Annotated in this window: 16 protein-coding genes and 1 pseudogene; 5 read left to right on the forward strand and 12 right to left on the reverse strand. The window is 37.3% G+C overall.

Annotation, left to right across the window (positions count from 1 at the left end):
• Positions 1–169: 169 nt before the first annotated feature.
• The gene (locus KSK55_RS03815; RefSeq protein ID WP_218608241.1) at positions 170–1204 is read right to left on the reverse strand and encodes a sugar ABC transporter substrate-binding protein; all 1035 of its coding nucleotides are present in this window, start codon (positions 1202–1204) and stop codon (positions 170–172) included.
• A 199-nt stretch (positions 1205–1403) separates the two neighbouring features.
• Here KSK55_RS03815 and KSK55_RS03820 point away from each other — a divergent pair, with 199 nt between their 5' ends.
• On the forward strand, positions 1404–3212 hold the full coding sequence (locus tag KSK55_RS03820) for a carbon starvation CstA family protein (RefSeq protein ID WP_218608242.1): 1809 nt from the start codon (positions 1404–1406) through the stop codon (positions 3210–3212).
• 480 nt (positions 3213–3692) lie between these two features.
• Positions 3693–3833: a DUF7557 family protein gene (locus tag KSK55_RS03825; RefSeq protein WP_218608243.1), complete on the forward strand. Its 141-nt coding sequence runs from the start codon at positions 3693–3695 to the stop codon at positions 3831–3833.
• 132 nt (positions 3834–3965) lie between these two features.
• Here KSK55_RS03825 and KSK55_RS03830 read toward each other — a convergent pair whose 3' ends face one another.
• The 5 genes from KSK55_RS03830 to KSK55_RS16365 all read right to left on the reverse strand — a co-directional run bounded on the left by KSK55_RS03830 (position 3966) and on the right by KSK55_RS16365 (position 5580).
• Positions 3966–4301, reverse strand: coding sequence for a type II toxin-antitoxin system PemK/MazF family toxin (locus KSK55_RS03830; RefSeq protein ID WP_214418889.1), 336 nt, complete (start codon positions 4299–4301; stop codon positions 3966–3968).
• Positions 4286–4528 (reverse strand): antitoxin AF2212-like protein, encoded by a 243-nt coding sequence (locus KSK55_RS03835; protein WP_218608244.1) that lies wholly within the window; start codon positions 4526–4528, stop codon positions 4286–4288. The genes KSK55_RS03830 and KSK55_RS03835 overlap by 16 nt, the downstream gene beginning before the upstream one ends.
• A 108-nt stretch (positions 4529–4636) precedes the next feature.
• On the reverse strand, positions 4637–4783 hold the full coding sequence (locus KSK55_RS03840) for a hypothetical protein (RefSeq protein WP_256664170.1): 147 nt from the start codon (positions 4781–4783) through the stop codon (positions 4637–4639).
• A 338-nt stretch (positions 4784–5121) separates the two neighbouring features.
• Positions 5122–5283: a hypothetical protein gene (locus tag KSK55_RS03845; RefSeq protein WP_218608245.1), complete on the reverse strand. Its 162-nt coding sequence runs from the start codon at positions 5281–5283 to the stop codon at positions 5122–5124.
• Positions 5284–5460: 177 nt separating this feature from the next.
• A complete protein-coding gene (locus KSK55_RS16365; RefSeq protein WP_256664171.1) occupies positions 5461–5580 on the reverse strand; it encodes a type II toxin-antitoxin system HicB family antitoxin in 120 nt (39 codons plus the stop codon).
• A gap of 64 nt (positions 5581–5644) precedes the next feature.
• Here KSK55_RS16365 and KSK55_RS03855 point away from each other — a divergent pair, with 64 nt between their 5' ends.
• A complete protein-coding gene (locus KSK55_RS03855; RefSeq protein ID WP_218608246.1) occupies positions 5645–5887 on the forward strand; it encodes a hypothetical protein in 243 nt (80 codons plus the stop codon).
• A gap of 127 nt (positions 5888–6014) precedes the next feature.
• Here the strand turns inward: KSK55_RS03855 and KSK55_RS03860 are convergent, their stop codons facing one another.
• Both KSK55_RS03860 and KSK55_RS03865 read right to left on the reverse strand, forming a co-directional pair.
• A complete protein-coding gene (locus KSK55_RS03860; RefSeq protein ID WP_218608247.1) occupies positions 6015–6257 on the reverse strand; it encodes a hypothetical protein in 243 nt (80 codons plus the stop codon).
• Positions 6258–6342: 85 nt separating this feature from the next.
• Positions 6343–6504 carry a type II toxin-antitoxin system HicB family antitoxin gene (locus KSK55_RS03865; RefSeq protein WP_218608248.1) on the reverse strand — a complete coding sequence of 54 codons (162 nt, stop codon included), beginning with the start codon at positions 6502–6504 and terminating at the stop codon, positions 6343–6345.
• Positions 6505–6994: 490 nt separating this feature from the next.
• On the opposite strand from KSK55_RS03865, the gene KSK55_RS03870 reads away from it, so the two are divergent.
• Positions 6995–8620 (forward strand): ATP-dependent nuclease, encoded by a 1626-nt coding sequence (locus KSK55_RS03870; RefSeq protein ID WP_218608249.1) that lies wholly within the window; start codon positions 6995–6997, stop codon positions 8618–8620.
• Between the two features lie 138 nt (positions 8621–8758).
• Positions 8759–9550 carry a DNA adenine methylase gene (locus tag KSK55_RS03875; RefSeq protein WP_256664172.1) on the forward strand — a complete coding sequence of 264 codons (792 nt, stop codon included), beginning with the start codon at positions 8759–8761 and terminating at the stop codon, positions 9548–9550.
• A gap of 181 nt (positions 9551–9731) precedes the next feature.
• Here KSK55_RS03875 and KSK55_RS03880 read toward each other — a convergent pair whose 3' ends face one another.
• The 4 genes and pseudogenes from KSK55_RS03880 to KSK55_RS03890 form a co-directional block, all read right to left on the reverse strand.
• A complete protein-coding gene (locus tag KSK55_RS03880) occupies positions 9732–10694 on the reverse strand; it encodes a restriction endonuclease subunit S (protein WP_218608251.1) in 963 nt (320 codons plus the stop codon).
• Between the two features lie 21 nt (positions 10695–10715).
• Positions 10716–10811: pseudogene (locus tag KSK55_RS16680) on the reverse strand (hypothetical protein); the annotation flags it as partial.
• A 2-nt stretch (positions 10812–10813) separates the two neighbouring features.
• Entirely contained in the window at positions 10814–11428 is a 615-nt protein-coding gene (locus KSK55_RS03885) for a restriction endonuclease subunit S domain-containing protein (protein WP_218608252.1), read from the reverse strand.
• 8 nt (positions 11429–11436) lie between these two features.
• Positions 11437–11649, reverse strand: a complete 213-nt coding sequence (locus tag KSK55_RS03890) for a hypothetical protein (protein ID WP_218608253.1) — start codon at positions 11647–11649, stop codon at positions 11437–11439.
• Positions 11650–11717: the final 68 nt, after the last annotated feature.

The following is an 11717-nucleotide window of genomic DNA, read 5'->3' on the forward strand; positions in this document are numbered from 1 at the left end:
AATCCCGGCAATATTTTCAAGTGGTACATGGGAAGGTACACCTGAAAAGGCTCTTGATTAGGTGATGAGGATGTATTATCCTGAATCTGTGAAAGGGATAATCACAGAATCCGATGTGGAAAAGAACTGAAACGGGATAAAAACAATATCTATTTAAAAGAAGATTGAATTAGCTCTGTTCCGGTTCAGAACTAACTGGCTCAGTCCACAAGGACCCGTTCAGATATGCATCAAGATTTGCTGAATCTATGACAATTGCCGGAGTTTCCAGATAGATCGGAACTCTTTCCCCATCCAGGATCTTCTTCGCCTGTATAATCAGGGTCTCTCCCATCTTCTCCGGATAAACCCCAAGAGTGGCTGTCATTGTCTTGTTCCGGATCATTTCAAGAGTTGGCATGTTTCCATCAATACCAAGGCATAATATCTCATCGTTCACCTTCTTTCCGAATTCCTGCACCGCTAATGCTGCACCGATAGCCATCTCATCACTATTGCCATAAAAGATGTCAATTGTTGGATCCTCTTTCAGGACATCTTTGGTAATACTCCTGGCAGTTTCACGGTCCCATCCGGCAACCTGTTCACCCACAATCTCTATTCCCGGGCTGGTGGATAGACCATCAATAAACCCAGCAGTTCGTTGGTCTGCATGGAATCCTGGGAGTCCCCGGAGAATAAAGGCCCGGCCCTGAACGGTTTCCTGCGTTTCATTCTTCAGATCTGCAAGGGTCCGTGCAGCATATACACCCATAGTATACGCTCCGGTATACTGGTCGTACCCGATATATTCGGTGATATTCTGGGTTTTGGCTGGAACAAGTGTATTGTATAGAAAGACCGGAATGTTTACAGATCCAGCTTCCAGGATCTCATCGGCCAGTTTATCCGTGTCAAGGGTATTCAGACATATAAGATCCACATCTCCGGAGATCAGCGTATTCATGGCATCTTCCTGAAATGAGATGTTTGTCTCCTCGTCCGGTGTGAGTATAATTACAGTCCAATTGCTCTCACTTGCGGTTTTATTTGCAGCATGTATCAGTTCCTGGTGAAAGGGGCTGCTGCTCCCTGAGGGAATAATCCCGATATTATAAGAAGAGTCTGGAACTGAAAGGATGTTATCTGATAAAACTCCGGTACCTGCCATAAAAAGGAGAATACTTATCAGAAGAAGATGAATGAAAAGGTTTTGAGATCTCATATCTCATTATCAGACTAGCAGAAGAAAAATTCTATTATTCATGATGAGTGAAATAGTATTCCGAATTAGAAACGTTGATATAAAATTTGGAAAACCGGATTTCCGGAACTCATAATTCGTATTCTCTTTTCATTACCACCAAGATGATTCCAGATATTTTATTATCTTCTTTATCAAATGATCATTCTGGTTTATAAACTTGAATGCTATCATCATTTTAATTATTTCTCTTTGTATTTTTGCCCTGGCATATCGATATTACGGGCTGTTTATTGCGACACGAGTCCTGGAACTGGATGAAAATAGAGAAACTCCGGCAGAATCTTTAAATGACATGCATGATTTTCATCCGACGAATAAATTTGTACTCTTCGGGCATCATTTCGCTGCCATAGCCGGAGCCGGACCATTAATCGGACCAGTTCTTGCAGCCCAGTTTGGATACCTTCCCGGTCTCATCTGGATTCTTATCGGTGCAGTCGTTGCCGGAGCGGTACATGATATGGTGGTGCTCTTTGCTTCGGCGAGGTATGACGGGAAAAGTCTCTCCCTGATAGCCAGTGAACTCATCGGAAAGCGGGCCGGACTCATTGCATCTCTTTCGATTCTGTTCATTCTTATGCTTACCCTGGCCGGATTGTCACTTGCTGTAGTAAAAGCACTTTACATGAGCCCGGTAAATACGTTTACCGTTCTCGTCACCATTCCTATCGCCCTTCTTATGGGAATATACCTGTACCGATTCAGACCAGATGACATTCTCGGGGCTTCACTCATCGGGCTGGTCCTCCTTCTTATTGTCATTCTTGCCGGACCATTCCTGAGCCAGATACCTATTATATCCACATATCTGACCCTTGGGGAGATCCCACTCCGGGTTATGATCCCAGTATATGGATTTATTGCAGCTGCTCTTCCGGTCTGGCTTTTACTCTGTCCCCGGAATTATCTTTCTACTTTTTTAAAGATCGGGACTATCGTTGTTCTTGCAATCGGTGTTTTCATTATCCATCCCGAGATCCAGATGCCTGCCGTAACTGAATATTTCGATGGCGGTGGTCCGGTTATTCCGGGATCAGCGATCCCGTTCCTGTTTATTACTATTGCCTGTGGTGCTCTTTCCGGGTTTCACTCGACTATCGGTACTGGAACTACTCCGAAGATGATCGCTAATGAACGGGATATTTACTTTGTCGGGTACGGGGCCATGCTCATGGAAGGGTTTGTCGCGATAATGGCCCTCATTGTAGCATGTTCATTAATTCCAGCAGATTATTTTGCAATCAATGTTGCCCCTGCGGTCTATAGTACACTTGGGATGGTTCCAGTCCAGCTTCCTGAGCTCGAAAGTCTGATTGGGGAGAGCCTTACCGGAAGGACTGGTGGTGCAGTCGCCCTTGCGGTAGGAATGGCATCAATATTCGCACGAATACCTTATTTTGAGGGATTGCTGTCATACTGGTATCATTTTGCCATTATGTTCGAAGCTGTCTTTGTCCTTACTGCAATAGATACCGGGACCAGGGTTGGAAGATATCTTCTGCAGGAGTTGTTCGGACAAGTCATTCCAAAGTTTCACGACCGGAAATGGATTCCAGGTGTTATCATAACGGGTTTTGTCTTTACCTTTGCATGGGGATATCTCTTGTATACCGGTGAGATATCTACCATTTGGCCATTATTTGGAATGTCAAACCAGCTCCTGGCAGCAACCGGGCTTATCATCGGGACAACGCTCCTCATAAAAATGGGTAAAAGGAAATACATGTGGATAACAGCAATTCCGGGTCTTGCAATGATACCAATTACCTTTTATGCCGGGTACCTGAATATTCTGAATTATCTTCAAATGCATTCTCCACAGGGATACCTTCTTACCGGAATATCCATAATCCTGATGATACTTCTGGCTCTCGTTCTTTTTGAAGCGATATACAAATGGTATGACCTTTTGGTCGGTGAAAAAAAGGATCCCAGGCGGCCAACCCCGGCAGTATTAGTCCAATGAGAAATATTTTTTAGTCAATATAGTGGGTGTTGCATAAGTGCGATACCCTCTTCATTTATACAGAATTTTCATAGACTGTTAAGAAATCATCGTGGGTTATCCAGGTCTGGGTGCTTATCATCCGAGGTATCGACCCTTTATTTTGAATGACCAGGCATAGTATGAGGTGTTTTTTTTCTGTCAGGATTCTGCCGTTCTATCGATATATGATTGCCTGAATGAACGACCTGAAAACCCAATAATTTTTACCTTTTTAATGATATTCTCATCTAACATGCTCGATCAATCTGTGAACGGAATCCCAATATCTCATTTATTATGAAAATACTACACGTTTTCATTTACAAAAGCCTGATACTTCGGTATCATGGTTTTTTTTAATATTCTTTGTTCATGAAGACTTTTTGATGTTTTATGTAGGTGTGAGTATTTTTCTGTTCTTCGTCAGTTTTATTGGTTTTTCAGTCACTACTTGTACTTATGTCAGTATCAACAATCGAAATATCAGTATCAACGAGTGAGGCCTTTGATTCTCTCAAGATTTATCCGGATGAAGAGTATGGAAAGATAATCGAAAGGCTCATCACTCTCTTTTATGAAGAACAAAAACTCACTTCTTAAGAATGGTCACGGATTCAGAAATCTGAAGAAGAGTATAATAGTGGAGATACATACTCCCTTGAAGAAGTTAGGCAAAGACTGGGGGATAAATGAACATATTCGAATGTACTACAACTCTTAACTGGCTTAATTTTAATCTTTTTGAATTATAGAAACTATCGTATTGACCACGGTCTGCATTATCGGGTCTGAGATATGACCCAGAGTATACTGAATCATTGATACGTCGGCGGTGAACAGTTTCTCTGGTCTGATATAACTCATATCCTTCAGAGTCCCTGTAATTAAATCGGATGGTCTGAGAGGGATACTATAATTATCGGCATGGTATTTTGAAGTGATTTGACAGAGAATCAGATCTTCACATGATACAGGTGCAATTACTAAAGCCGGACGCCTCTTTATTGAACTAAGATCAGAGAACGGAAATGGAATAACGACAATGTCGCCTTTTACAGGTAATCCCACGCTTCATCCTCTTCAGAAGTAAGCCATTCACGGGCAAGAACCCGCTCACTCATAATGGCGGTTTCACAACTATGACTGTTTTTAGAAATATCCTCTATTTGGGATTCATCAGGGGGAATATCCTCGATAATAAGATGATATTTCTTACCCGCCTTTAGTTCAACCGGTTGATCAGGAATGAGAACTTTTCCATCATATACTGCAGAAACTGAAGTTTCGATAATCATGATAGTACTTCTTTCTCTTATATTGTTATAGGTTTAATCATAACCTTCATTTATTGAAGGAAATTAGAATAAATAAAATTTTACCAGAATATTTTCCCTCCAAAAGACTCAAGATGAAATACTATCGCGGATTTTTATGTCATCCAAAGCTTCCTGATAGGTATCGCCCTGTCCAATAATGATGCCCTTCTTTCCAACTGGATATGCAATAAAACAGTCATGATTTTGCTCTACAAAAATTTTATATTGATTCATAAATCTTACCCTTTGAATTTTTTTAAATACATATGATTATCATGTAAAACTCATATCTTCAATTCAAATATTTCCGGAGTAATTGTTTCCGGATTATTTTTCAGAAACCTGACTGAAGAGATGCCTTCCGGTGCATATCCTGACCGAATGATCTCTTCTATCATTAAAAGGAGGAGAATTTCATAGACTACCGGATGTGGAATGCATCCATGAATATCTCCTGATTCAATACGATAGATAAGGTTCCTACATACTGACCCAAATCCGAATGAGAGGCGGATATCCTCAAAAATGTGTTTTCAACGATAATCCAGGTTTCTGAAGGGATATCCCATGTATTATACAAGATAGTCACTTTCAGCAATCTCTTCTATAACAGTACCATCCTGAATCTGAAATATTCCGTAGATGCGGTTTGTAAGGGAGGTACTAAGGATTATTGAATATGAAGCAGGGGTTGTTAGATCCTGGGGTGTTTTGGTAATTCCTTCACCTGTCATTATGCCTCTTATTCGTTTACGTAGGTTGAAATTATCTCCTTTATGGTGATGGTTAAGAACATTACATCAGGGATAGAACCAATGCTTACTCATCTAAACCGCTACTTCATTCCTTGTCCATACTGACTCTTTTGTGCCCTTTCATGGAGAACTGTAAGGCATCCCTGTATGGCGTCCTTAATATTGGCAAGAGCTTCCTACCCTCTCACCCTCGGAATGGCAGCCCGGAAGAGCAGGGCAGCTGACAATAAAACCGCCATCTTCAGTATCTTCTTCGATGACGACTTTCAAATTCATGCTTTATTTACGGGAGGCTTTGACTTAATAGGTTCTGGATACTTGAGGGTTTGGGATCAGATATATGCCCAGATATAAGATTACTCTCACAAAAAAATGTAAACGAGGCACCATCTCTTCCTGTTCAGGAGAGATTAGCACTCATCGATCAGCTCGTTGTAAGTCTGAATTTACCAAAGAACCACCTATTGATGGTATGTGGGCTGGCATTGCAAAAGAACAATTGAATGAGATACATGAAGGAATAGTCTCCCCAGTGCCTGGACAACAGGTCTTTTCAAAATTACAGGCTGAACCTTATAAGTAAAATTACCCTGAAGCAGGATTTGACATAGAATCAGATCTACACAGGATCTCGGTGCAATTACTAATGCTGGGTGACTCTACCGAACTAAGTTCAGAGAACGGGAACAGTATAACGACAATATCGCCTTTTACAGGTAATCCCACGCTTCAGCCTCTTCAGGAGTAAGCCAATCACGGGCAAGGATCTGTTCACTCAATTCAGAGGTTTCACACCCGTAACTATTGTCAGGTATCCCTTCTTTTTGGGTGGTATCAGGAGGAATATCCTCAATAATGAGATGATACTTCTTTCCGGCCTTTAGTTCAATCGGTTGATCAGGAATGAGATCTTTTCCATCATAAGCTGCAGAAACAGAGATTTTGTAAGTCATAAAAGTGCTTCTTTCTTTTCTGTTGATATTGTTTTAATCAAATACTTCATCCGATATGAGGAAAAGGAATATTTTTTGAGAAAAATTACTTTCCAAATGTCTCGAGATGAAATACTATCGCTGATTTTATGTCCTCTAACGCTTCCTGATAGGTATCGCCTTGTCCGATTACGATACCCTTCATTCCGACCGGATATGCAACAAAACCATCCGGGTATTGCTCAACCGTAATTTTGTACCTATTCATAACTTTTTTTTAACTTTTTATAAATACATATGATTTCTGCAATTAATTCAAATATAATTATTGGAAAGTCTTTATTCAGACAATTCGATAACTCAATAAGTATTGTATTTTTAGGATTCTGAAGTATTCCATGCTATCCTTGAGTATTGGTAGCATGATTATTCATTCATATAAGGTTTACAATCAAATAAGAAATCCGATAGATTAACGATATTGATAGAAAGATGCTATTTTAACCAATCTCTTTATCGCTGAGAGAGATGTAATTATTATTTACATTTTTTCAAGGATAAGACCCATTCAATAAGGCAAATCTCCGAGCACTTGAGCACTTCATTTTGTCTCTGATGAATCTATAGATGTTACTAGGAGAAAAATATAGAAATAAAAGTCATTATAGGGTAGAATAGACATATCCTTAAATAGCTAATAAATTATTCATAAGGGTGTCAGGGTGATACATAAAATATCCATAATGCGTTATCGGAAAATGAAAGACTTAGAGTTTCAGTTTACAGATGGAATAAATGTAATTTCAGGAACTAATGGCACCTGCAAGACTTCTTTACTACACATTATAAGTAATTCATTTCAGGCAGTAACAAAAACATGCGATTGGATACAGGATCCTAATTGTATATATATTATCAATAAAGTTAATAGTATCTTAAATCCTAAAATAGAGAGATTAACGAAAGGGGATAAAAAATTTAATGACCCAGCTAATGGGCATAAAGGGACATTACTTAAAGTTGAATATTATAATTATTCTACATTGGATTTTAGGAAGCATATCTCTCCAAAAAATAATCGTTATTCAATAAAGCCATATTATGGTAAGGGAAATCAAGACTCATTACCATACTGCCCAATCATCTATTTAGGATTGTCAAGATTATTTCCATTTGGGGAATTTCAAAATGAAGAAACAGTAAAAAGCATTAATAATAGCTTACCTAAGGAATATCAGGATGAAATCTCAAAAATTTATGAAGATTTTACACACTTAAAAGTCTTTTCTTCTGCACCCCAACAAATGGGGGATATTAAAGTACGTTCAGATTTTTCGAGTGAGAAAGAAGGTGTTGATTCAAATACCATTTCTGATGGTGAAGATAATCTCTTCATTTTATTGACAGCCCTAATCTCACTAAAATATTATTTCAATTCAATAACAAGTAAAAATTATATTGAAAGTATTTTATTAATAGATGAATTGGATGGAACATTACACCCTTCATTTCAATATAAGATTCTAAACCTATTCCGGAAATTTGCACAAGAATTTAAAATTCAGATAATTTTTACAACCCATAGTCTTTCAATATTGGAATATGCATTGCAAAAAAAAGATAACGTCATTTATCTAATTGACAATGTAACAACGGTTAAAAGAATAGAAGCACCTGATATCTATAAAATAAAAATGTATTTGCATAACATCACTGATAATGACATTTATTCTGGGAAAAAGATCCCGATTTTTTCGGAAGATGCTGAAGCAAGAGTATTTCTTAATATTCTCTTTGATTTTTTTACTGAAAATTACGAGGGTTTTTCAAAAGTGAGAAACTATTTCCACATAGTTAATGTTAATATTGGTGCGAAAAATATTTTGAATATTTTTGAAGATATTTATTTATTAAAGTCAACAATGCAATCAATTTGTATATTGGATGGCGATCAACACAATAAGCGTGATTTAAATAAACACATTACTGTTTTACCAGGCATATTTTCTCCAGAAAAACTAATTATGAACTACTCCGTTACTTTATTCGAAGCAGATGATCCTTTTTGGATTGAACCATCAATACTTAGCTGTGGGTATGGTAAAATTTACTACCTGGATAAAATTAAACCAGATTTTGATAGTATTGACATAAAAATCCAAGAATTGAAAAAGAATGGAATATCAATTCATGGTAAAGAAAGAGAATTGAGGAAAAAAATTTTTGAAAAACATGAGCGATTTTTTGAATTATTATTCAGACATTGGATAAACAATCCTAACAATAGAAATTTGATAGACCCGTTTTATAATGATCTACACATTTTATTTAAGAAAGTGGCTGCATTTCATGGAGTAAATCCAAAATTCTGGGATTTTGATTAATTTATGGGTTATCTAAACAAAGTCACAGAATCCGCATAATGAGGTGATTATATTCCAACAACCTTGTCTCCATTGCGATATCCAGGCGGAAAAACAAAGTTCTATAATTATATTAAAGAGATATTACGTTGTAATGATATGTTAGGTCAAACATATATTGAACCATTCGCAGGAGGAGCAGGTTTAGCTATTAAATTACTTCTAAATGGTGATATGAAAAGAATTGTAATCAACGATTTCGATCCATCAATCTTTTGTTTTTGGTATTCAATTATAAATTTTACAGATGATTTTTGTCGTTTAATCACTGATATTGATATTACTACTGATGAATGGCAAAAACAAAGAACGATTTATTTTCAACAGGATACTTCAAAACAACTAGAATTAGGATTCGCCACATTTTTCCTAAATAGAACAAATATTTCAGGAGTAATAAAAGGAGGACCTATTGGAGGTAAAAATCAAACTGGAAAAAATTCCATTAATGCTCGTTTTAACAAAAAAAATCTCATATCAAAAATTCGGGAAATATCTTTATACAAAAATCAAATCGCTATTTCCAATTTAGATGCACAAGATTTATTACAATCTAATAATTTAAGAAAATACAATAACGCATTTATCAATTTTGATCCACCTTATGTAAAGAAAGGATCAAAATTATATAAAAATTCCTTTAACGTAAAAGACCATAAAAATTTAGCTGAAAAAATTTCACAATGCGGAAAAAAATGGATAGTAACCTATGACGTATGCCCGCTAGTTGCAGAATTATATTCAATTTATCGACATAGTTATTTGGATTTAACTTATAGTATAAAAGGGAGAAAAGATGCCCATGAATACATTTTTTTTAGTAATAATTTAATAATTCCTGAAAATGTGGATTTTATTTCTCCAATATGTAAAAATAAAACTGGTGCATGATCCAAATTAATAGATTTTTTTTTAGATTTTATCCTTTCTTACCAATATCTGATAATTCACTTTTATGAAAAATCTAAATAAACCGTGATCATTTCATCATCCCACCGATGAAAATCGAAACGCTATTATCCCCTCAATTTATCTAAATATTTAATATAATTTTTGATATTTATTATATATTTTAATTTACAATCCCTCGAATAATTGAATTTGTAAATGATAGAGATATTCTCTCCCTATTATAGATTCTCTGATCTAATTGGTCACAGATTAACATGAAGTCATTCAATTTATCGACAATTCGTTTTTGTTCGCGTAAAGGAGGAAGGGGAATCAGCATCCGTTTTATCTTGTCCAAATTAAGATTTGGTTGGGCTCCTCCTGCTGAAATTGAACGAATTGAATGATAATTCTTTTTTAGGACAAACTTCACAAAATCTTTTATTAATTTTGAGCGATCAAAAAAGCAAATTGCGGCACAAGCTTGGTTGATTGTTGCATCTATTTTTAATTCAGACACTTGACCACGTGTCTTTCCTTGTCCATATAATGCAACCAGCAGAGTACCAATAGGATAAATTTTTAATGCACAATCATCGACTGCTTTTTGGGTGATTTTCTTATCAGCAATAGAAATATAATCTAAAGAAGTTTGTGAACTCGTTACCCAAGGTATAATCCCCATTTGATAATAATCAGGGTTAGTCGTGCTGGGTGTGCTTCCAGTACTAATGTAAGTCAAGTCATCGAGTCTTACCCATTTCCAACTTAGTGGAATAGTATAGGGGATATCATTTTCATCAATTTCAGGAACAGGCTTAGTTCGACAAATTACTCCGAATTCTATAAGGTGACGTTTTTCTTCAACAATCTGGCGTATTAATTCACTCGCTGGTTCATCTCTCTCATCCTCAGTCCCAAGCCTCCCCGTAACCGCCAGCTGCAAAATCGTCTGCCTCAACGCCTCAACATTCTCCACACAATCAAAAATCTGCCCGAAATTCGTCTGAAGGTGCCCCCACCACCGGATCAACTCCTCCTCCGTGGTGGATTGCTGCAGGGCATTGAGTGACCCGGTCCCGAGTTTGACCAGATGAGAATATTTCTGGGTCTGTTTGGCCTCCAGATCATCACACAGGGCCATGAGGCTATCGACTTTCTCGACGATCCGCTCTTGTTCTTGAAGTGGGGGAAGAGGAACAGGTAATGGAATTAGTTTTGATTGGTTTATTGAAGATTGAGCAATGGCATGTTGAGCGATGCTTAAAAAAAACCATTATTCCGAATATTATTAAAATAAATGTTAATAAATTCAGGGCAAACAACATCGGGAAATAGCCTAATCAATAAAAGATTAGTTCCATGAAGCAGTATTCTATCATTGTTAAAAATTGCAGTTTTTCCTAAATGTTTGTCACTGTTGATATGACTCATTAAGATATCTCCCTTTTTTAGGGAGTATTTCTCAATAATGTCAGTACCTGGATTATGGATAAACCCAACTCGATTAAAATCGATAAATCCAAGTGAAATTGTTTCGATCCGTGTTAAAGGATATTCTGAGCAATTTTTATTCTGTTGTCCGGAATATCCATTAGATATTTTTTGACAGATATTCCCAAGAGAACTCCAAATCCAATTTTCAGGAATTTTCCAATTTAATTTTTCATATTTTGATTTGTCAATAATTCCATTTTTCCCAGATTTATTCTGGTTTATTGATATATTTTCTAATATAGCACTCAAAGATTTTTCTTTGCAATCCCCGGTCCCTAACCTCCCGGTCACCGCCAGCTGCAAAATCATCTCTCGTAGCCGTTGAACCCCTCCCGGAGCATCTGCCAGGTCCTCAAACTGATCCAAGAGAAACCCGGTCATATCCTCGGTCAACTATCTCTCCCCTTCAGACAGGCGGCTAATTCCTGTTTCAGTTTTTCTCTGGTCTCGATGACCTCTGATACTATCTTCTGGTACCGGGCAAGAAGTTCTATCGGATCACCATGATCCTCATCCTCCACATGAGGATTCTTGATATCAAGATTATACCCGGATTCCTTGATCTGATCTATCGAAACCCGCCAGGTATGCTCATTCTCCACCCGGTTATCCCACCATTCTTTCTCCGGACCAAACTCCTCAATCCGAATCGGTTTCGTCTTGGAATAGG

The organism is Methanospirillum hungatei (genome assembly GCF_019263745.1).
Taxonomy (GTDB): domain Archaea; phylum Halobacteriota; class Methanomicrobia; order Methanomicrobiales; family Methanospirillaceae; genus Methanospirillum; species Methanospirillum purgamenti.